Genomic DNA, 24,077 nt, shown 5'->3' with positions numbered 1-24,077 from the left:
ATGTATTTTAAGGATTTGGGATTAATTTTTATTCCAGTTAAATAATAAGCCTAGCACATACGAGCGACCGTAACTGTATGGAACGCTTGCGCCACCGCTACTATGTGCGCCACCGCTAGAAGTTGAAGTATTTGTTAATTGCGTTACATCAAATAGATTTTTAACACCTGCATTGATGGTAAAATATTTACAAACGTTTTTATTAAGCATTAAATCTGCCCAGCTAAAAGCACCAATTTTTACCACTCTAGCTGTTTGCACACCATCTACCGTAGCCAATTGGTAGCCAGGTCTATTGCCTGTGTATTTATAGAATAAGCTTACGCTACCATTAATTTTAGGGAAATTATAAATTACATTTCCGTTGATTTCTGGTGCCCACATGAACTCTGGTACATCTAGTGCTACTTCATTTATCAAGAGATTATTATACCTACCGATGTAAGAAACACCAAGACTTGCTTGTAAATTTTTAAGGATGAAAGTATTATCTAGTGTACCACCAATGGTTTTATATCTAGAAACATTGATTAATGTGGTAATGGATGAGTTTGTTGGGTCCATACCGTAGTCAATTCTATTGGTAAAGAGGTTATAAAAGCCTGTTGCTGTACTTCTAAACTGCATATCATCTTTTTGTATGCCTGCCCAAACCAATGATGTATTGAAACTATGAGATTGTTCTGCTTTTAGATTTTCGTTCCCTCTAATCGAGTGACTGGCATCAAAGAAATCATAATACAATTCTCTTAAAGCTGGTGCTCTAAAACCACGAGCATAAGATAAACGCAAGTCGAAATTTTTTGTTAATCCGAATTTGGTATTTAAGGAAGGAATAACTGCTGGTGCATCGTAAACAGAGTTTTTAATAAACCTCACACCTGGACGAATGTTAATGCTTTCTGTCGGTCTAATTTCTGATGAAGCAAAAAATGCATAATCGTTAATGACAGGCGTACCTTTAATTCTTTGTCCACTTGCAGCATCTCTGTTATATTCAAAGCCAGGTTGAATAGAAATCATTTTATTGGCAAAGTATTGTACAGTTATCCTCGCACTTGTACCATTGAATTTGGCAACATCTTGTTCTCCTGCATCTGTTGTAAGTTGTTCTGTATTTGTAGTATAATCATGAATTACAGAACGCGTAGCTCTTTGTAAGTCTGTATATCCAGCAACTACTGTAAGTTCTACTTGCTTAGAAAACCTATATTCCGATTGAATTTGGTGCGTATAACGTTTTGTAGTGTAGGTTTGTAATTTGCCTTTATAATTATTTGGATTAATACCTAGTCTGGTATCAATTGTTTCTTTTAAACCATCTAAACGGTACCAAATGTTAAAATTATTGTTTCTATAACCAATTTTAGTGTTTCCTAAAAATTGTTCTTTTGGCTTCCATCTATTGGTAATGGCATTTACTTCATCTAGTGTAGCTGTTTTTTCTGCTAAATTCCATCCCCCAAACGCATTGTGGCTAAAACCAGCTAACGCACTCCAACCTTTATTTTGCCAGCTTACGCCTATGTTCTGATTGTGTAATCCAGCACCACTTAAAGCTTCGTATTCATTTCCAGCAGTTTCTTCTTGCACTCTAGCAGAAATATTTAATAATGATTTACCAGCATTTTTGGTAATGATATTAATTACTCCGGCAAGTGCATCTGTACCGTAAACTACAGAAACTGGCCCCTCAACAATCTCTATTCTTTCAACTGTATTAATATCTATCTGGTTTAAGCTTTCTCTGCTATCAGAACGATCTACCATTGGTACGCCATCTAAAAGGATTTTGATGTTTCTACCACTCATCCCCATCAATTCAACATCTGTTGTACCTAATGTTAAATCGTTATTAAAACGAAAACCCAATTCAGTGTTTAGTACCTGTTGCACATTGGTTGCCGCTCTAAGTCTAATTTTTTCTGCGCTTATGGTTCGCACATTATAAACAGAGTTTTTGATAGATTGCGGCCCATATTGTGCTGTAACCACCACTTCTTTTAGTTCGTAAGCTTTTTCTTTTAGCGTAATTGTAAGTATTACTAACTGGTTAGCATTAACTTCAATATTTTGTTCTAACGAAGAAATACCAGATTTTATAATTAATTGTTTGTTGCCAGCTGTTGATGGTATTTTAAATGACCCATCGTTTTGAGTATAGGCAATATATTTCGAATCTTTAATTGTAACGAGCAATCCTGAAGCAGGTAAACCTTCTACTGTTAATACCTTACCTGTTATAATTAATGTTTTATTTTGCTGTTGCGCGAAAGTGCTTTTGAATAAGAGTAAAAGAAAAATAGAGAGTAAATATGTTTTCACCATTTTGTTATTTAGAATGATTTCAAATAATAACGCAATGATAAAGTTTATTTAGACTAATTACAAATAATATTTAAAATAAACTTTAAACACTTGTATAGCGGTTTTTTATAGTACGAAGAATTCTTGAATAGTAGTGTATATAAAGTTTAAGAATACATTTGGATACCAATTCCCACTTATTTTATATCAAATGTTAATGTGTGGATAATTATAATACAAGGCTGTGATGAAATGATGTATTTTTGCAAAACTGGAATTTTAACTAAAAACTAATCATATCTATCCCATGAAAATAACAAAAATTGTAGGTGGTCTATTAATAGGAATAGCCACAATAAGCACTTTTGCTTATTGTACTTCTGATGCTAAAAAACCTGGATCAAAAACTGCTTCAAATGATACAACTAAAGTTGAAGAAGATAACTTACGTGCTCCAGTAGATACAGCAAAATACGATCAATTAGTAAAAAAATTAGCTAATGGCGATACTACAGGCAAGTGGCCGGTAAAAAATCAACCTTACCCAATTGATGGTGCAATTTTACCCTTTAAACGCATTGTTGTTTATTATGGAAACTTGCATTCTAAAAAAATGGGTGCTTTAGGCGAGTATGCCCCAAAAGAAATGTGGTCTCGTTTAAATAAAGAAATTAAACGTTGGGAAAAAGTGGATCCTTCTACCCCTGTACAAGCTGGCTTGCACTACATTGCTGCAGTTGCAAGTGGTACACCTGGAAAAGATGGTAAGTACATTAATAGAATGGGAAACAAACAGATTGATTCTGTATTAAAAATTGCAAAGATGCGACCTAATACCATTGTATTTTTAGATTTACAAGTAGCATTGAGTAATATCAAAGCAGAACTTCCTCACATTCAAAAATATTTGGAAATGCCTAATGTACATTTAGGTATTGACCCAGAATTCTCTATGAAAGATGGCTCATTGCCAGGCAAAAAAATAGGGACTTATGACGCTGCAGATTTAAATTATGTAACTGGTTATTTAGCAGACATTGTTAAGAAACATAATTTAACACCTAAGGTATTTGTGGTACACCGTTTCACTAAAAAAATGGTTACAAATTACAAAAGCATCAAGTTAAGACCAGAAGTACAAATTGTTATGCATATGGATGGCTGGGGCGAACCTGATTTAAAATTAGGTACTTATCGTCATTTTATTTATGGAGAACCTGTTCAATTTACTGGTTTCAAAATTTTCTATAAAAACGATTTGAAAAAAGAACCAAAACGTTTAATGACACCAGAAGAGTTAATGAAATTAAAACCAATTCCTAGTTATATTCAATACCAATAATTAGGTTTATAAATATTTTTAAGTCCTCATTCGATTAATTTGAATGGGGATTTTTTATATTAGAGAAATATCTACATCAAATGAAAATCATTCTAAATTTAACATTCCTAATTCTTCTCCCTTTTGCTGCTATTTCTCAAAGTTTAAGTGATGCCAAAACTTATCAAAAGGCAATTGAACTTGCTCAAGAGAGACAAAAACCACTTTTATTAATCATTAATGTTAAACCATCAGACGAAATGGCGGCCAAAATAAAGCCAAATCAAGCTATTAAAGAAGATGATGTGATAAATAAGATGAAAGCAAATTTTATTGTCTTTGAGGCTAACTTTGCTGATACAGTGATGAGAAAAATAATTTCGACTTATAAAATCACTAATTTCCCTTCATTTCTATTTATGCATACTAATCAAGATCTTTTTTATAAAGATTTCGGTTATTCATCTGATAAATCTAAGTATTTAACGATGATGGATAAAGCCTTATTAATGAGTAAGGAGGAATCGATGACTACATTAGCAAAAGCTCATGAAGCAAATAAAACAGATATCCAAATACTTAAACAGTTAATTAACCTAAGGAAGAAAAATGGAATTACTGACAATTCTGAATTAATTGAAGATTATGTAAATATGTTAAAAGTTGGCGATTTTAATGATTATGAAACAGTGTTATTTATTCTTGAAGCTGGGCCACAATTAGATGGAAATGCTTACAAATTTAGCCGAACTAATCTAGCAATTTTTAATAAGATCTATCAGCAAGAACCATTAGATAAACGTGTAGCAATTAATAATGCGATTATAATGAATAGTTATAATGCTGCTGTAAAAGAAAAAAACATAAATAAGGCATACCAAGTTGCAAATTTTGTTAGAGGCACTTGGAATTCAAACCGAGACAAAGGTGAAAAAGCTTTTGAGACAAGAATGTTGGCCTATTACAATGCCGTAAGAGACACTACTTCATACTTTAGAAGTGCCATAAGTTTTTACGACAGGCATTATATGAAATTGAGTGCGGATTCTATAAAAAAACTAGATAAAAAGAATAAGGCTGAAGATTTAGAAAAGATGAGAAGGCAAATGCCAGATAATTCAAATCGAAAAATGGCGTCTAAAGAAAAAATCGATAGTCTTTTAAGGTTAAACCCAACACAGAAAGTTACCCGTACAGAGATGACTTTCACTGCAGTTACGGCCACAAATCAATATTCCAATGAACTAAATAACATCGCTTATAAATTCTATCAAACGGGAACTAAAAATATTAATCATCTTTCTAAAGCAATGATTTGGAGTAAACGGGCTATAGAATTAGATCCTAAATCAAGTTATTATGATACATTAGCACATATTTATTATGCTATGGGTATATATAACGAAGCATTGGTTACTCAAAAAATAGCGATGGATTTAGCAAAAAAGGAAAATGTAAATGCTGATTATGTCCTCAGAGCAGGCCAAGCATATGAAAAAATGAAAAATAAAACACTTTAGCAAAAATTCTAATACTAAAGAGTTAATCCTCAAATGTTAAAAGTGAGTGTTGACTTGCGGTATGTATATCACGCCAAACCCTATTAATTTCTGATTCCTTTTTTGCCGCTTCTAATCCACAATAAGGGAAAAGCGTATCTGTAATTCTTCTGCTTGTATGGGCTAACTTCCTACTTACTAAACTTACTTCTTTCAGCAAATCTTCTTTAATGCTTTTTTCATTTATCAAACTACTCCATGATAAATCAAAGGCTTCATAAAATACGTTACGAACTTGTTCAAATTCTGCCTTACATTGCTTAAATTCTGCATCAAAATAAAGCATTTGATTTTCCTTGTAACGTTTTATCCCTGTTCTGCCATAAAACAATTCTTCTGTTAATTGTAAAAAATGCTTAGCCATGCCAGCGCTATTTACAGCTAATGTAGTTTCTGCCAATTGTAAAAATGGATAGTCGAATCCAGGGATATCAACCTTTATCTCTTTATTGATCTGAAAAGTTCTGTTTAATGGTACATGCAAATCTTTTGCCTCAAAAGCATGACTACCAGTAGCGATTAAACCAAAGTAAGACCAACCGGGTAAAATATTGATTTCATCCTTAAATAAAATGAAAGAGCTAATGAGTTGTTCACCGTCAGTTGATAGAACCGGAGAACCATCTGCATTTTCTAGCTTGCAGTTTGCTGTAAAAATAGTTGCATGTAACGCACCACTAGCATAATTCCAATGTCCATTTAAAACATATCCATTATCAGTTTTAATAGCAGTTCCCCCTACTGCGCCACTGCCTGCAAAGCAAACTTCTCTATTGGCAAAAACTTCTTTAGCTAATTCTGGATCTAAAAACCCTGCAAACCAACCAGCTCCACTACAAAGTGTAACTGTCCAACCTAAACTCCCATCTAAATAAGCCAACTCTTCTAATAATCTTAATATTTCTGGAAGTATTTTAGCGGGTCCGCCATAAACTTCTGGCACATATAATTTAAACCATTGCTCTTTAATTGCTATTTCTATTACCTCTGGATGCAATTGACCAAGTGTTTCTGCAATACCTGCATATGCTAAAATCTTGTTTTTATCTACTAATTTCAATAGTTCTTCCATCCGTTTAATTAGCTAATACCAATTTTCTTTTTTGTTCTATTTTTTTCCATTCTATAAAGCCAAAAATTGCAACAATAAATAGTATTGTGGTTAATACTGCAAACATAGCGAGCTTTTTATGGATTAATAATGGAATAGCAAACAGATTTGAAATATTCAAAAATATCCAGTTTTCTATTTTACGCTTTGCCAAAAGCCACATTCCTGCCCATGCAGTTGAGGATACGAAAGCATCCCATATTGGCACATCAGAATCAGTAAAATATTTTAAAACTATATACAATATCAAAAAACCTATAGTAGAAATAAGCACAGCAATTGTAATTTCTTTATTTGTGCACCATGAAACTTGGATTTGTACTTCTAACTTTCGTTTTTTCCATAAAAGCCAACCGTAAATACTCATTACCAAATAATACATGCTCAAAAGTGTTTCTGCATATAATTTCACTTTAAGCAATAAAAACATAGATAGTAAAATAGATATGATACCAGTTGGATAAAGCCAAATATTATTCTTCTTGGCGAGTAATACTTCCGAAATCCCAAACCCTACAGCAATCCACTCGATTAAGGAAGTTTTTACAATTTGTTGCTGAAACAGCATAAACCATTCTTGAAAATTCATCATTTACAATGCAGTCTGTTAAGACAATTAAAAAATTAATAAAAGCTGTTACAGGGCGAAACAGCATTGTAAACTCAACCTCTCCCTACGCTGGCATTATCCAGATCAGGTACATTTAAAGGGCTGGAAGGTTTAGGGCTTAGGGTTTCCCCTCTACCTTCTTACCTTTTACCTTCTACCTTTAAAATGGGTATAATCTCAGCTAGCTTTTACAATTTGAGTTTGCTAAAAGCCAGCACCCCTTGAGTGATGCAAATATAGATTTAAAAAGATTAAAACAAACTGTTATTTACCACATAGGCACATATTGTTTTAAATGGCTTAAGCGAAAAATAAATAATGTTACTATTGTGATGATTGGTGGTAATACCAACAATAGAGGGTATATGTTATAATTAATGGTTGGTGAGCCACCAACCAAGGAGCTGAAAGGATTTTTTTGAACGGACAATATTTACCACATAGGCACATAGCTATGTTTTCTATGTATCTATGTGGTTAAAAGGTTTAGAAAAAGCCTAATTGACCTTTATCGTCAATTTTAATATCATCTGGATTGGTAATTTCAAAGTCTACTTTTTTTACAGGTTTTGGTTCTTCCTGTTTGGTATCAGGCTTTGGTTCTTCTTCCTTTGATTTCACAACCTCCACCTTCTTCTTGACCTCAGGTTTGGGCTCTACTTTTGGTGTTTCTGACTTAAACACTGGCTTTTTCTTCGGAGTCTCTTGTATCGGCTTTTCTACGTGCGTTACCTTAATCTCAGGCAATTCTGCTTCTTCTACTATTTCAGGAATGATTTCTTCAATCGTCATTTCTTGCACAATTTCAGTTGATTCGGTTGCTTCGTTTTCATCAGCTGTAGCATTGTCTTCAGTAAAACTTTCCTGCTCACCATCAACTTCTGCAACAGTTGGTTCAACATCATCTACTATTATTGGCTCAACTAATTCTATACCAATCTCAGGCTCTGCATTTACCAAAACAACTTGTTTAACTTCGTGTGGAGAAAGTCTATTGCCATTGGCTTTTAACCCCTTTACATCAATTAATCCAGCTAATTCTACTGTTAAAGTTTCGGGTGTTTTCGATTTACCTTTCTCTACATCAATTTGCAATGTTGCATCTGGCTTTCCAGTTATAAAGATCATTTTAGATCCTTGTTCTTCACTAATGATACTTACCTCTTTTCCAGCAGGTTGTAGTTCGAATACAAATCTTTTTACGAAATAATTTTTGGCTTTGGTATCAAAATGTACCAATCCATAAACTTTCTCAGGATCGAATTTTTGCATGAGTACAATGCCTGGATCAAAGTGATTACTTAAATCGAACGAAGTTAACTCATACCAACCTGCGGCATTAACCTGCAAAATCTTATCATCCCCATCAAATTCGCCTAAGTATTTCCCTCTACCATCAACATTTAAACGTTTCAATAATTCATCGTACCAAATCTTTAGTCCTGATAAGGTAGAAACACCTTTAGTTTTTAGTAAAACCTTTTTAATAGGATATTTAGATACTATGTTTCCCTGTGAAGCACGACCTTTAATTGCAGTTTCAGCAAAATCTACGTCGAACTGCAATTTCTTTAATTTAGAATGGGGTTTAAGCTGAATATTAATAATTTCTGCCTCGCCATTAGGATTTGCTGTGAAATATAAAGTTTTAGAGCCTTTGCTTCCTTTAGTTAAATCATATTCCTTATCTCGAGTTACACCCAAAACTGCAAAACGTTTAATATAATTTGTACCACTCGCTCCGTCTTTATAAATCATATTATAAACCGTACGCTCATCTCCTTTTTTAAATACTTGTGCATGAATGATGCCTTTACCTACAAAAGTCTTATCTGCAACTTTAGAGACGATGCATTTTCCATCTTCACGAAATACAATGATTTCATCTATATCAGAACAATCAGCTACAAATTCGTCTTTCTTTAAGCCAGTACCAATAAAACCATCTTCACGGTTCATGTACAATTTTACATTTGCTAAAGCAACTTTACTTGCCTCTACCTTATCGAATAAACGTATTTCTGTTTTTCGTTCTCTACCCTTACCATATTTGTCTTTCAGTTTCTGATACCAAGCAATTGCATAATCTGTTAAATGACGTAAATGACCTTTAACTACTTTAATCTCATCTTCTAAAGCTTTCATTTGTTCATCAGCCTTTTTCACATCAAAACGAGTAATGCTACTCATTGGCTTATCGATTAGCTTTTTGAAATCTTCAGGTAAAATTTCTCTATATAACGACGGCTTAAAAGGATCAAACAACAAATTCAACACAGTAACCACTCCTTCAAAATCAGCAGAATTCTCGTACTCAGGATTTTTGTACATCCCTTCCTGAATGAAAATCTTTAACAGTGAACTAAAGAAAATTCGCTCTTGCAACTCGTGCAAACGGATTTCTAATTCACGTTTAAGTAAGAATTTAGTGTGTTTTGTATTTTGCTCTAAAATATCATTTACGGTTAAAAAATGAGGTTTATCATCTTTAATGATACATGTATTTGGAGAAATGGAAACCTCACAAGCTGTAAACGCATACAAAGCATCGATAGTAACATCAGGTGAGATACCTGGTGCCAGCTGAATTACAATTTCTACATTAGCCGCAGTATTGTCTTCAATTTTTTTGATTTTAATTTTGCCCTTGTCGTTGGCAGCCAAAATACTATCAATTACAGAACCAGTAGTTGTGCTATATGGAACTTCGGTAATGACCAAAGTTTTTTTATCTTTTTCGGTAATTTTTGCCCTAACTCTAATTCTACCACCACGCATCCCTTCATTGTAGTTAGAGAAATCAGCCATTCCTCCAGTAAAGAAATCTGGTAAAATATTACTTCTATTTCCCTTTAAAATTTCAATAGAAGCATCAATCAATTCTATAAAATTGTGTGGCATTACTTTGGTAGCTAAACCAACGGCAATACCCTCTGCTCCTTGCGCCAAAAGCAATGGAAACTTAACTGGTAAAGTAACCGGTTCGCTGTTTCTCCCATCATAACTTAATTGCCAAATTGTCGTATCGGCATTAAAAACAACATCATTGGCAAATTTTGATAATCGAGCTTCGATGTAACGAGGTGCCGCTGCACTATCTCCCGTAATCGGATCGCCCCAGTTTCCTTGGCAATCAATTAGTAAATCTTTTTGGCCTATCTGTACCATCGCATCGCCAATAGAGGCATCTCCATGCGGATGGTATTTCATGGTATTCCCAATTACGTTTGCGGCTTTATTAAAACGCCCATCATCCATTTCTTTTAGCGAATGCATAATACGGCGCTGCACAGGTTTTAAACCATCGTGTATATGAGGCACCGCCCTATCCAGAATTACATAAGAAGCATAATCGAGAAACCAATTTTCATAAAGTCCGTTAATTGGGATAACTGAATGTTTATTTTCCGGATTATCCGGTAAGGCATCTTCGTTTAAATTGTTGTCTAATTCTTCACTCATTCGCTATAAAAGTATTTGGGATGCGTAAATATAAGGCTTGCATTTAGAATTTTGGAGAGAAGTTTTTAACAGGGTGTTGAGAGGTAAGAATAGATGCAAAATGAACACATAAGAGCTATACATAAATAAGATTTGAAAAGCAATTTAAGTGATTTCTACCAAATAAAAGTTTGTCATTCAGAGCGAAGCGAAGAATCTATATAATCTAATCTATCAGATTCCTCCAAAGTCGGACTGACAAACCATTTTTTAACCATCTAAAATATCAAAGCACAGCTAAGCATTTTCACACTAAAAAAATTATTTGTGCTATAATCTAGCTATTAGATTCCTCGTTCCCCGGAATGACAAACGAAGGATAGACATATGGTTTATGAATAGATAACTTTTAGGTTTTCTAAAATGTCTTAGATGGTGAATTTTAGTGACCTTATTTTTCCAACCTATCTTCTACAAATGCAAAAGGCAATAAATTCTTAACGCTTTTTATTTTTAGAATTTGCCCATCAATGCAATAGAATAAAACTTCAATCGGTGTCTTTTGTCTTTTCTCTACTTCAATCATTACCTGCAAACAGCCGCCACACGAAGTAATTGGGTTTACTATTTTAAAATTGTCTGTTTGTGCAGTAATCGCCATTGTTTTAACAACAGCATTTGGATAATTTGAGCCAATATTGAATAAGGCAACTCTTTCAGCGCAAAGACCTGATGGATAAGCTAAATTTTCTTGGTTGCTCCCTAATACAATTTGATCATCGGCTAAAAGAATAGCTGTTCCTACTTTAAATTTAGAATATGGGGAAAATGATGAAACCAATGCCTCTTTCGCCTTTGCACATAACATTTTATCAGTTCCTGAAAGCTCTTCTATACTATTAAAAGTCTCGTAGCTGATGGTGAAATTTTGTGTGTTCATAGATTTGTTTCCACAAATTATTTGCGGGATATAAACGTAAGCTATTTTTTCTTTAAATTCTAAAGAACTTTTTTAATCACTATTTGTTTAAAATTTAATAGTAATTGGCATAATATTAGTGTAAAAAGGTTTACCATCTCAAATTTATCTCGATTGAAGAAGTATTTACGTAAAGGTTTAAAAATTTTCCTATGGACAATCGCTAGCATTATCTTGTTGGTTGTTCTCATTGCGCTTTCGTTAAATATCCCTGCCGTACAAAACTTTGTGAAGGATAGGGCTATTACCTACCTTAAAAACAAGACCAAAACCGAAGTTAGATTAGAAAGTATTAAAATCGCCCTGCCAAAAGATGTGGTGCTTAATAAGTTTTATATTGAAGATAGAAAAGGTGATACATTATTATATGCAGAAAAACTACAGGTTGACATTAGCTTATTTAAGCTTTTAAAAAACACCGTTGAAATAAACAGCATTGAACTAAAAAACGTACGTGCAAACGTAAAACGTATTAATCCAGACACTGCTTTTAATTTTTCTTTCTTAGTTGATGCCTTTATGACTGAAGAAAAAAAAGATCCAGAAAAAGATACCACTTCTGCCCCTTTAAAATTTAGAATCGATAAAGTTTTATTCACAGACATTGGCATTACTTACAGGGATGATGTAGCAGGTAACGATGTGAAATTATATCTTGGTGAATTTAAATCGAAGATTAAAGATTTTGATTTAGTTAAACAAAATTACGTTATCAAAGAATTAAGTTTAAAAAACACTAATCTTAATTATCTTCAGCAAAAACCTTTAACGCATTTGGTACAACATATTACCAATAGTGTAGACAGCACACAAAAATCAACTGGAAAACTACCAACTATAGCAATTCAGGATTTTTCATTTAGCAATGTAAAAATAAATTATGATGACCAATTGTCAACAACAAAAGCAATTGCAAACATTAATGATTTAGGCTTAGTTAATTTAAAGGTAGATTTAACAAATGGCAAGTATAATGCTGATGAAGCGAGATTAAATAAATCTAAAATTTTATTTGCTTTTAAACCTGCGCCTAGCAACAACTTAAAAAAAGTAAAAGATACAGTTGTTGTGGAAGCATCCCCCCTAGCTTTATTTTTAAAGAAAGTTGATTTTAATGACAATGAGGTACAGTTTGACAATTTAGCAGCAAAACCAGCAAAAGGATTAGATTTTAATCACCTTAACATTACCAATTTTAATTTAGGTGCTGGGAATTTAAATTTCGCTAATGGGGGCATAACTGTTAAGGTAAACAATGGTTCGTTAAAAGATAAAAGTGGTTTCGTTTTAAATCAATTACAAGGCGATGCAACTTATACCAACAAACAAATTAAGCTGGCTAATTTCCTCCTAAAAACTCCAAATACCAGTATTGATAATGCAACTGAGTTAAACTTTACCTCATTAGAGGATTTAACGAAACATCCTGAAAGGGTTAAAATGAGTTTGAATTTTAAAAATACAACCATTGGTTTAAAAGATGCAGTTTTTTTCAGTGATGCTATCCCGGCAAATTATAGAAATGAAAAAATTAAATTAAATGCCAATGTTAATGGCTACTTAAACAATTTAAATATTACCCAATTACAGTTAAGTGGGTTAAAAAATACCCAAATTGACATTAGTGGAAGGGCAAAAGGTTTACCTGATATCAATAAAACTTATCTTGATTTAAACATTAAAAGACTACACCTTACCAAAAGTGATATTTTAGTTGTGGTTCCTAAAAAATCACTCCCTCCTACTATTGAATTACCGAATGTAGTTAACGCCAAGGGAACCTTTAAAGGCTCGATGACCGATTTTAGCACTAATCTAAACATACAAACGGACATGGGAGGAGCGGTAATTGTTGCAAACATGAAAGGGCCTAAAGGGAAAGAAAGTTATAAAGCGAACATCAGCTTAAACAATTTTAATGTTGGCAGATTATTAAAACAACAAGCCACCTTAGGCAGAGTTACCGTAAAAGCTGATGTAATTGGAACAGGTTTGGATCCAAAAAAAATCAACGCAAAATTTAATGCCACAGTTTTAAGCGCAACTTATAACAAATACAATTACCGCAATTTAAAGATGAGTGGCACTTATGCCAAACAATTGCTAAATGTAAAAGGTAGTATGCCTGATAGTAATGCCAATTTCAATTTAGATGCACAGATTAATTTAGCTAGAAAATATCCTGCTGTTAAAGCTAATGTAAACTTAAAACAAGTTGACCTGCAAAAATTGAATTTTAGTGCAACAGAATTTAAAGTTGCAGGAAATATTAAAGCAAACATTACCACTGCTGATGTGGATTATTTAAATGGCGATATTTTCGCAACCGGTTTACAAGTTGTAAAAGAGGGCAGAAGATTTAATGTAGATACTGTTCAAATTGTTGCACATTCATCTGCCACAGCTAATAGTTTATCGTTAAAATCAGAATTATTAAGTGCAAAAATTGATGGGCAATATCAGTTAAGTAAAATCGGAAATGCCATCATTAATCAAATTAATAAATATTATCAATTTGGTGAGGTTACATCCATTCCAGATCAGCGTTTTAGATTTGATATCAATGTTTATAACCCTAAATTTTTGAAAGATTTTGTTCCACAATTAACAACTTTTGTTCCATCAAGAATAAATGGATTAATTGATACAAAAAAAGATAGCTTGATTATGAATGCCTCTTTTCCAAAAGTGGTGTATGAAGATTATAATGTGGATAGCATTCGCCTTGCAGTAAATAATAACAACCAAAAGTTAAATTACAATTTAACAATTAAAAGTATTCAAAGCCCATCTATAGTATTATTTAATTCAGAAATTTCAGGCAATGCAGCTAATAATCAATTAGATTTAAATATTTTCCTTAGAGATAGACAGAGGAAAGATAAATATGTAATTGGTGGCATTTTCAAATCTTATAAAAAAGACTTTAGGTTTAACCTTGACCCTAATAAACTGCTATTAGATTATCAAAAATGGAGTATTCCCTCAGCAAACTATATTCAATTTGGCAAATCAGGAATATTGGCAAATGAGTTTAATTTAAGTCAAGGTTCACAATTATTAAGCATCAACAGCATTAACAACACACCAAATTCTCCAATGCGTGTAGAGTTTAAAGACTTTCAGATAGAAACCATCACAAAATTTGCAGAAACTGATACTTCAATGGTTGGTGGAACTATTAATGGATTGGTTAATGTAAAAGACATAGTAGGCAACCCTAAGTTTGAAGCCAATCTAAATATCAGCAAATTGCGTTATCAAAAAGATGATCTTGGTGATTTAAGTTTATTGGTAAACAACAATACCGCCAACGCTTTTCAGGTTGATGCAAGATTAAAAGGAGTTCACGAATTACGTGCAAGTGGTTTTTATTATACAGCTCCACAAAGTGCATTAGATTTAGTTGTAAATATTGATAAGATAGATCTTAAAGAAATAGAAAGTGTTAGTTTAGGTCAAATTAGGCAAGGAAAAGGAACAATAACTGGCCAATTTAATGTTAAGGGCGAATTGACAGCACCAAAAATTTTAGGCTCACTTAAATTTAATGATGCTGGATTTAATGTTGCTTATATCAATTCTTATTTCACTATGCCAACTCAAGAAATAGCATTTAATAATGAAGGTATAAGATTTGATGACTTTACAATAATTGACTCGTTAGGACAAAAGGCAATTATTGATGGCAATATTTATACTACTGACTTTAAAAATGTAAGGTTTGGATTAGATATTACCACTAATAATTTTAGAGCAATTAATTCTACTGCTGCTGATAATGACATGATTTATGGTACTGTTTATTTAACCAGCAACATTAAAGTTCGTGGAGATTTAAATCAGCCTGATGTAAATATGAGACTTAATGTTAATAAAGGAACTAAATTCTTTTATGCCTTGCCCATCAGCGACCCATCTGTTATTGACCAAGAAGGAATTGTACAATTTATAGATGCAGATGCACCACCTTTTAATGGTCAAAAAGCTTTAAAAACTGATAGCGTAAGTAAATCACCTTTAAAAGGAGTTAATCTAGTTGCTGCAATAACAATTGATCCAGAAGCTGAATTAAACGTAGTTGTTGATCCACAGAATGGCGATAACTTGAATATAAAAGGTGATGCCAATTTAAATGCAACTATAGACCGCAGCGGAAAAATAAGTTTAACTGGTAGGTATGAAGTTATAGAAGGCTCTTATAGTTTAACAGTTGCTCCGTTAGGTAAAAGACCATTTAAAATTGTTAAGGGAAGTACTATAATTTGGACTGGAGAGCCAACTGCTGCAACTGTTGATTTAACGGCTTTATATGAAGTTAATGCTGCACCAATTGATTTAATTAATGAACCAGATAACATTAGAGCAAAAACCAAATTGCCCTTTCAAGTTTATTTGTATATGAAAGATGAATTGTTAAAGCCAACTATTTCTTTCAAAATTGATTTACCAGAAAATGAACGTGGCGCATTAGAAGGAATAGTTTATACCAAATTACAAAATGTAAATAGAGATGAAAATGAGTTGAATAAACAAGTATTTGCTTTGCTTGCTTTGAATAGGTTTATTGCTAACAATCCTTTCCAAAGTTTGGTTGGTGGTGGCGGTGGTGCATCCACCTGGGCTCGCTCAAGCGTAAGTAAATTGTTAACTGAACAGTTGAATAATTTAGCGTCTGATTTAATTCAAGGTGTTGATTTAAACTTTGGCGTAAACTCATCTGAAGATTATTCGACTGGTTCATTAGAACAAAAAACAGATTTAGAAGTTGGCTTATCTAAAAAATTATTAAATGATAGATTAACCATAACAGTTGGTAGTTCATTTGGATTAGAGGGGCCAAAAACTCCTGGGCAAAGTTCATCAGCTATCGCAGGTAATGTAAATATAGATTATATGCTTTCTGCTGATGGCAGGTACAGGTTAAGGTTTTATAGACGTAACCAAAACGAAGGTATTGTTGATGGTCAGATTATTGAAACTGGTGTTGGTTTTACATTAGTGGTAGATTACAATAAATTTAAAGAGATTTTCCAAAAGAGATCAAAGAGATTAAGAAATCAAATAGAACAGAAACCAAAAAATGAAACAACTAATTAAATCTACAATAATTTTAATGGCTTGTTTGGTTTTGGCTAGCTGTAGTACAACCAGACGACTTAAACCTGGGCAATATTTATATACGGGAGCCGATGTTATTATCAATCCTGATTCTAGTAAAAGAATAGCTGACCAAAAAGAGGTTAAAACCTCGCTAGAAAATAAAACTCGTCCCAGGCCTAACAAATCGCTATTGGGTATTAAATGGAAATTATTACTGTATAATCTTGCTCCCGATACCGTTAAACCAAAAGGAATAGGAAATTGGTTGAAGAATAAAGTAGGAGAAAAACCTGTATTAATGAGCGAAGTAAAGATAAAATACAATAATGATGTTTTAAAAAGTTACTTAATTAGCCAAGGTTATTTGCAAGCAGATGTTACGGGAGATACAGTAATTAAAGGCAAAAAAGGAAAAGCAATTTATACTGCAACCACAGGCGACAGATATAAAATCAATAGTGTAACCTTTCCTAAAGACACGGGAACTCTAACTAACAATATCAACAAAAACAAAGATAAGACATTATTAAAAGTTGGTAATTTTTATGATTTAGATACTTACAAAAATGAACGGATTAGGATAGATAATGATTTAAAAGAGAGTGGTTATTTCTATTTCAGTCCAGATTATTTGATATTACAAGTTGATAGCACGATTGGCAAAAATTTGGTAGACATTACATTGAAAGTAAAAAACACATCTCCAGATGCTGCGCTAAAACCATATACGATAAAAAATATAAATATCTATCCAAATTACAATTTGCGAAGAGATAGTTTATTAAGAAATTTGCACCCACAGCCATATCACGATTTTAATATTTACGATGATAGAAATACATTTAAACCAAAACTTTTTGACAGGCTGGTTTTCTTTAAAAAGGGCGAAAATTATAATAGAAAAGACCATAACCAATCCTTAAATAGGATGGTAAATGTTGGTGCTTTTAGAGATGTAAGAGTAGAGTTTTTACCAATTGATAGTTTTAAGAACAATCAGCTTAACTTAAATATTTTCCTTACCCCATTAAAGAAAAATTCATTGAGTTTTTCAGTTACCGGAACAAATAAATCAAGTAATTTCATAGGTTCTGAAGTGAAAATAACCCAAACTACACGAAATCTATTTAGAGGCGCTGAGCAATTAGATATTAGTGCAAGTGGCGGTTTCGAAACGCAATATAGTGGATTAGCGAAAGGGCAAAACTCACTATCCCTTACATTAGAAGGCAAATTAACCTTTCCCCAATTCATTGTTCCATTTTACAAACCAAGTGCTACCAATGCATTTATTCCTAAAACCGTAGCCTCACTTTCTTACCAATTATTAAATAGAGGTTCACAATATTCATTAAATGCTTTTAAAGCAGAATTTGGTTACAACTGGAAAGAAAATATTAGAAAAGAGCATACTTTTAATCCAATATCGGTTAACTATGTACAAGCAAGTTTCCCTGATACCGCAACAAAAGACAGCCTTTTTAATGCAAACCCTATATTACGTAGCTCACTTGAAAATCAATTCATCATCGGTAGCAATTATAATTTCACCTTCACTAATCAAATGGAAGATTACAGAAGAAATAACATCTATTTTAATGGAGGCATAGAAACAGGAGGAAATTTATGGGGTTTATTTGTTCAAAAAGATAACTTGGGTAGAAGGGGATTATTTAATACCTCATTAACTCAATTTGTAAGACTTGAGGCAGATTTAAGAGATTATTACAAGGTAAATAGAAATGTAACCTGGGCTAGCAGGCTTAACTTGGGTTATGGTTATGCATACGGCAACAGCACTACATTACCTTTTGTTCGGCAGTTTTTTGCTGGCGGAAGTAATGACATTAGAGCGTTTAGAGCTAGAACATTAGGCCCAGGGACTTATAAAGTACCCGACAATCAAACTTTCTCAGATCAAGGCGGAGATATTAAAATGATGCTGAATACAGAACTCAGGTTTAAAATTGTAAGTGTTTTATATGGTGCATTATTTGTTGATGCAGGAAATATTTGGTTGAGAAAAGAAGATACAGGCATACCAGGAACTACAAATACGGGCAGGCCAGGTTCTGGTTTTAAGTTGAGTAGAGCGCTAAGTGAATTGGCTGTTGGCACTGGAGCCGGTTTAAGAATAGATGCTCAAATATTTGTAATTCGTTTAGATGGAGCTTTTCCAATTAGAAAACCATACCTTCCTAGCGGACAACGTTGGGTGCTAAATGAAGTTGATTTTGGTAGCAAAACTTGGCGCAGAGAGAATTTTATTTTAAACATCGGTATTGGTTATCCGTTTTAATAGTATGATTAGGTTATTAAAAAAAGTAAAAAATGTAGCAATAATTACTTATCACTTATTTATAGCTGCTGGAAAAGGGTTTATGGAAGATAGGGTAATGAAGTTAAGTGCATCACTGGCTTATTATACTATATTTTCACTTACACCATTGATTATCATTATTATCTCTGCTGCTAGCCTCTTCTTAGGAGATAATATGGATCCCAACACCAAATTGTTTGGAGAAATTAGTGAGATGATTGGTATAGATGCAGCAAACCAATTGAGAGGCTTTGTTGAAAATGCAAATCTCTCTGGCAAAAGCACAATGGGTTTAGTTGTAGGAATTGCTACATTACTTATAGGTTCTACTGCTATATTTATTGAAATTCAAGATAGTATTAATCAAATTTGGAAAGTAAAAGCCGTTCCTAAAAGGGGCTGGAAAAAGCTAATCACAAACCGCTTATTGTCATTTTCATTAATTGCATCATTAGGGTTTTTGCTTCTAGTTTCTCTTGTTATAAACAGTGTTGTAGTAGGAATTGGCAATAAACTAGAAATTTATGCCGCTAGAATTGGCATTGAACAAATCTCAGGTTTTTTTATGTTGATTGTAACAAATGTTCTAACATTAGCCGTGGTTACAGCCATATTCGCTATTATTTTCAAGGTTTTACCTGATGTAATTTTGAAATGGAAACCTGCATTAATTGGAGCTTTATTTACCGCTTTGATGTTTAGTTTGGGTAAGTATGTCATAGGTATTTATATCGAGAAAGGTAATCCTGGCTCTGCATTTGGCGCTGCAAGTTCAATAATCGTAATATTAGTTTGGATCTATTATACATCCATCATTTTATACTTTGGTGCAGAATTTACTCAAGCATATGCTGAGAAGTTTGAAAATGGAATTAGTCCTTCAAAATACGCAGTTCACTTAAAAACAATTGTTGTAGAAAAGAAAGTAGAAGTTCTGCCTCCACAACATCCAGAGGACACAGTAAATTGTCCAGAAGTTTAATCTTTTTTCAAGTATTTGGCTATTTTATCTATTAAATCTTTTTCTGAGAATGGTTTCAATACTAAATCATCAATACCAGATTCTATATATTTTTTACGGTCTTCTTCTAAAACATTTGCTGTTACACCTAAAATCGGAACAATAGATTTCTCTTTGTCATTATAAGACCTTATTAATCGAGTAAGTTCTATGCCACCCATCTCTGGCATTTGTATGTCAGTTAAGATTAAATCATAGTTATCGATTTTAAATAGCTCAAAAGCTTCCCTACCATCATAAGCTGCCTTTGTAACCATTTTATATTTTTTGAGTACAGTTTGTGCCAATAGAATATTCATTTTATTATCATCTGCTAATAAAATATGTTTACCCTCAACTCCATTGGCATTAATACTAACTACAGTCTCATTTTTTAAAGCATCATTAGTTATACAAGTATCATAAGGAATTTCAAAACCGAATATTGAACCTTTACCTATTTCACTTGTAACACCGATTTGTCCGCCTTGAAGCTCAACAATTTTCTTACAAATGGCTAAACCAAGGCCTGTACCTTTCTGTGTAATTTTAGTAGAGGAATGATAAACCTGAGCAAACTCATCAAAAATCATATCAATATCTTCGGCTTTAATTCCAATTCCGGTATCAATAATTTGAATTTTTAGTACACTTTGCTTTTTAGAATTTTGTATTACATCAGCCTTTAATGTAACTGAGCCTTTAGCTGTAAACTTAATTGCATTACTTAATAAGTTCAGCATTACTTGCTTTAAACGAAGAGAATCTCCAGAAAAACAGAAATCCCTTTTAAAAGAAATATCACTCTTAAACTCAATTCCTTTTTTGGTAGCCTGAATTTTAATACTGTTAAATACTTCTGTTATAGCATCAAACGGGGCAAAAGAAAACTTATCAAAAGAAACTTTTCCGGTTTCATATTTAGAAAAATCAAGTATATCATTTACAACATCTAACAACATAATAGAAGAACTTCTAATTGCACTTACTTGCTCCAGCTGTTGCGCATCTAATTTTCCTTGGCTTAATTGCTCAGAAAATCCAACTACTGAATTTAGTGGTGTTCTAATTTCATGGCTCATGTTCGCCAAAAATCTACTCTTAGAAACTGCATACTGAGAGATCTTCTGACTATGATTAACTAAATCGTTCTCATTTTTAAATATTTTCCATAAGTTATATAATATAGCAACAACTAATAAAATAAGCAGTCCTATGCTGAGCATAAAGATTTTATCGATACTGTTAATAGTTTTATCGATATCACCTTTTAACTCACTCCTATTTTGTTTTGCGAACGATATCTCTTTGTTTTTATAGCGCTGCAGTAGTGAAACAATTTCAGTTATAATTCTATTATTAAGTTGCAGGATAACAATTTCATTTTTCTTGAGCATATTATTTGCCGCATATAAATTGCGGAAATAATTATTCATGTTTTTAAGTTGGAGTTTATTAAACTTTTTACTTTGCAGTGAAGTATCTAATTTAATTTCTGTCCTTATATATCTTTTGGTCGAATTATCTGCTGATGGTTTGCTTTTACGTTTAAGTGCATCTCCCAATCTACCAATTAGGTTTTTTTCTTTTTGAGCTAGTGGCAATGATTTTATGGTATCAATGGTAACCATTGTTTTAAACTGTTTATAGGTAAGCTCATTGCTATCTTCATATTTCACCTTATTTCCATTTGTGTCTACATTATTAGATAAGTTAATCAAACTATCTGTTAGCTGTCTTAACCTTAAATAGAGTTCTGTTCGTACTCTTTTTTGATTAACTAACCCACTAAGATTTTTGGGCTTATTCTTTTCAGCCGAAGTTTTGAGATTATTTAAGATTCCTGAAACAAAATTAATATCGCTAGCAAATTTTTGAATGTATGCTTTTTGCCCAGTTACAGCATATAACCTGCAATTATTATCAGCGTTATAAAGTACAACAATACAAGAATCTATCAACAGATAATCCTCTTTCAGCGCCGTAAGTTGTTCGATATTATGTGCAAGGTGTTGCCCCTTATTGTTTCTAATGTAAAAGAAAATTGCACATAAAAATAATGCTAAGATTAAAAAAACTACAAGACCATAGCGAGTTGACGAGTTTTTTTCGGATGAAATTGGCATAGAAATTCGTTAATAAAAAATTAATTAAGCCAAAAAATAACTTTAATGGCGATTTTTAATAACAAATAGGGATATGCAATTATACGTTAAAAAATTATTCTTTTAAGTAAAATTCAATTTTTTAAGCAACCTCTAAATCTTCTGTGTTTGCCAGATTTCTTTCTTTTTCTTCTTCTTTAACTTCGTCTTTTTCTATTCTTAAATTTTTAATAATATGCTGCTGTCTTTCTGGTGTATTTTTACCCATGTAGTACTCTAACAGCTTCTTAATGGTTTGTTCTTTTAAAATAACAGGATCCAATCTAATATCCTTACCAATAAATAATCCAAACTCATCTGGAGAGATTTCTCCTAAACCTTTAAATCTTGTAATTTCCGGTTTGCCTCCTAATTTGTCAATGGCATCTCTTCGTTCATCCTCACTGTAACAATAAATGGTTTCTTTTTTATTGCGTACCCTAAATAAAGGCGTTTGCAAAATGTAAACATGCCCTGCTTTTACCAAATCTGGAAAAAATTGCAAAAAGAAAGTCATCATTAACAAACGGATATGCATACCGTCTACATCAGCATCTGTTGCAATTACAATATTATTATAATGTAAGCCTTCTAAACCATCCTCTATATTTAATGCATGTTGTAAAAGATTAAATTCTTCATTCTCATACACTACTTTTTTAGTCAGTTCATAGCAATTTAAAGGCTTACCTTTTAAACTAAACACAGCTTGGCAGTCTACATCTCTACTTTTTGTAATAGAGCCAGATGCAGAATCACCTTCAGTAATAAACAGTGTAGTTTCGTATCTTTTTTCGTGAGTAGTATTAAAATGAACCTTACAATCTCTTAATTTTTTATTGTGAAGTGATGCCTTTTTTGCTCTATCGTTAGCTAGTTTTTTAATACCTGCTATATCTTTTCGTTCTCTTTCAGACTGGATTATTCTTTTTAAAATTGCATCTGCAACATCTGCATGTTTATGTAAATAATCATCTAATTCTTTTTTTACAAAATCGTTAACAAAACCTCTGACAGATTGTCCTTCTGGAGCAATTTTTTCTGAACCTAATTTAGTTTTTGTTTGCGATTCGAAAACAGGCTCTTGTACACGAATGGCAACAGCGGCAATAATAGAGGCTCTTACATCATTGGCATCAAATTCCTTTTTATAAAACTCACGAATGGTTTTCACTACCGCTTCTCTAAATGCGGCCTGGTGTGTTCCTCCTTGCGTGGTATATTGTCCATTTACGAATGAATGGTAATCTTCTCCATATTGCTGCCCGTGTGTCATTGCTAACTCAATATCATGTCCCTTTAAATGAATTATTGGGTAGCGAATTTCTTCTGGTTTGTTTTGCTTTGATAATAAATCATATAAACCACGCTCCGAGAAATATTTTTGGTTATTGAAATTGATAACTAAGCCGGTATTCAGGAACACGTAGTTCCAAATCATACTTTCTACAAAATCTGGAATGTAATGGTAGTTTCTAAAAATGGTTTCATCGGGATAGAAAGTTATCGCGGTTCCATTGCGTTGCGTAGTTTCAATTTCTGGGTGTTCTAAAGTAATTAGACCTTTACTAAATTCTACCTTTTTTGTTTTACCATCTCTATAACTTTGTACCACAAATGAGGTAGATAATGCATTTACAGCTTTTGTACCTACGCCATTCATTCCAACTGATTTTTGGAAAGCATTACTATCATACTTACCACCTGTATTCATTTTCGAAACGCAATCAATCACTTTACCCAAAGGGATACCGCGGCCATAATCACGAATATTTACTTTTTGGTCGCTTAAGGTTATATCGATAGTTTTTCCAGCACCCATCATGAACTCATCAATAGAGTTATCCATAATTTCTTTTAGGAGCACATAAATACCATCGTCTTGTGCAGAACCATCTCCAAGTTTCCCAATATACATCCCTGGTCGGCGGCGAATGTGTTCCTGCCAATCAAGTGACTTAATACTATCTTCGTTATAAATCGGTTCTGCCATAATTGTTGCGTTAACATTTTGTCATTCAGAGCGCAGCGAAGAATCTATTAAGAGGGCCTTCGTTCCTCAGGATAACAAAATCAAAGTTTATAGATTGCTTCATTGTTTCACTGCTCGCAATGACGAACAATGGGTACGGTAAACAACTCAGCATTACAAATTTAATCTAATCTCTGTTCAAATCAATTA

General features: G+C 32.9%; 12 protein-coding genes. 5 read left to right on the top strand and 7 right to left on the bottom strand.

Annotated elements, in window-relative coordinates:
* Nucleotides 1-21: 21 nt before the first annotated feature.
* The gene (locus FA048_RS13220; protein ID WP_136841761.1) at nt 22-2,328 is read right to left on the bottom strand and encodes a TonB-dependent receptor; all 2,307 of its coding nucleotides are present in this window, start codon (nt 2,326-2,328) and stop codon (nt 22-24) included.
* Nucleotides 2,329-2,614: 286 nt separating this feature from the next.
* Between FA048_RS13220 and FA048_RS13215 the strand changes: the two genes are divergently transcribed.
* Both FA048_RS13215 and FA048_RS13210 read left to right on the top strand, forming a co-directional pair.
* Nucleotides 2,615-3,649, top strand: a complete 1,035-nt coding sequence (locus FA048_RS13215) for a hypothetical protein (RefSeq protein WP_136841759.1) — start codon at nt 2,615-2,617, stop codon at nt 3,647-3,649.
* Between the two features lie 80 nt (nt 3,650-3,729).
* A complete protein-coding gene (locus FA048_RS13210; protein ID WP_136841757.1) occupies nt 3,730-5,148 on the top strand; it encodes a tetratricopeptide repeat protein in 1,419 nt (472 codons plus the stop codon).
* A 22-nt stretch (nt 5,149-5,170) separates the two neighbouring features.
* Here the strand turns inward: FA048_RS13210 and FA048_RS13205 are convergent, their stop codons facing one another.
* The 4 genes from FA048_RS13205 to FA048_RS13190 all read right to left on the bottom strand — a co-directional run bounded on the left by FA048_RS13205 (nt 5,171) and on the right by FA048_RS13190 (nt 11,289).
* Nucleotides 5,171-6,259 carry an acyl-CoA dehydrogenase family protein gene (locus FA048_RS13205; protein WP_136841756.1) on the bottom strand — a complete coding sequence of 363 codons (1,089 nt, stop codon included), beginning with the start codon at nt 6,257-6,259 and terminating at the stop codon, nt 5,171-5,173.
* 4 nt (nt 6,260-6,263) lie between these two features.
* Entirely contained in the window at nt 6,264-6,890 is a 627-nt protein-coding gene (gene pnuC / locus FA048_RS13200) for a nicotinamide riboside transporter PnuC (protein ID WP_317130523.1), read from the bottom strand.
* 504 nt (nt 6,891-7,394) lie between these two features.
* The gene (locus FA048_RS13195; RefSeq protein ID WP_136841754.1) at nt 7,395-10,370 is read right to left on the bottom strand and encodes a DNA gyrase/topoisomerase IV subunit A; all 2,976 of its coding nucleotides are present in this window, start codon (nt 10,368-10,370) and stop codon (nt 7,395-7,397) included.
* A 430-nt stretch (nt 10,371-10,800) separates the two neighbouring features.
* Nucleotides 10,801-11,289, bottom strand: a complete 489-nt coding sequence (locus tag FA048_RS13190; RefSeq protein WP_136841752.1) for a cytidine deaminase — start codon at nt 11,287-11,289, stop codon at nt 10,801-10,803.
* Nucleotides 11,290-11,442: 153 nt separating this feature from the next.
* Between FA048_RS13190 and FA048_RS13185 the strand changes: the two genes are divergently transcribed.
* The 3 genes from FA048_RS13185 to FA048_RS13175 are packed head-to-tail and all read left to right on the top strand — an operon-like array spanning nt 11,443 to nt 19,733.
* A complete protein-coding gene (locus tag FA048_RS13185) occupies nt 11,443-16,428 on the top strand; it encodes a translocation/assembly module TamB (protein WP_136841751.1) in 4,986 nt (1,661 codons plus the stop codon).
* Nucleotides 16,412-18,730 carry a translocation and assembly module lipoprotein TamL gene (gene tamL, locus FA048_RS13180; RefSeq protein WP_136841749.1) on the top strand — a complete coding sequence of 773 codons (2,319 nt, stop codon included), beginning with the start codon at nt 16,412-16,414 and terminating at the stop codon, nt 18,728-18,730. The genes FA048_RS13185 and tamL overlap by 17 nt, the downstream gene beginning before the upstream one ends.
* 4 nt (nt 18,731-18,734) lie before the next feature.
* Nucleotides 18,735-19,733 (top strand): YihY/virulence factor BrkB family protein, encoded by a 999-nt coding sequence (locus tag FA048_RS13175; RefSeq protein WP_136841747.1) that lies wholly within the window; start codon nt 18,735-18,737, stop codon nt 19,731-19,733.
* On the opposite strand, the gene FA048_RS13170 is transcribed toward FA048_RS13175, so the two are convergent.
* Both FA048_RS13170 and FA048_RS13165 read right to left on the bottom strand, forming a co-directional pair.
* Nucleotides 19,730-21,877 (bottom strand): ATP-binding protein, encoded by a 2,148-nt coding sequence (locus FA048_RS13170; RefSeq protein WP_136841745.1) that lies wholly within the window; start codon nt 21,875-21,877, stop codon nt 19,730-19,732. The genes FA048_RS13175 and FA048_RS13170 overlap by 4 nt on opposite strands.
* 121 nt (nt 21,878-21,998) lie before the next feature.
* Nucleotides 21,999-23,888, bottom strand: a complete 1,890-nt coding sequence (locus tag FA048_RS13165; protein WP_136841744.1) for a DNA topoisomerase IV subunit B — start codon at nt 23,886-23,888, stop codon at nt 21,999-22,001.
* Between the last annotated feature and the right edge of the window lie 189 nt (nt 23,889-24,077).

It is taken from the genome of Pedobacter polaris (genome assembly GCF_005116505.1).
Lineage (GTDB): Bacteria > Bacteroidota > Bacteroidia > Sphingobacteriales > Sphingobacteriaceae > Pedobacter > Pedobacter polaris.
Note: the sequence above shows the minus strand (reverse complement) of the source record. Positions and strands in the feature narration are given on the sequence as shown.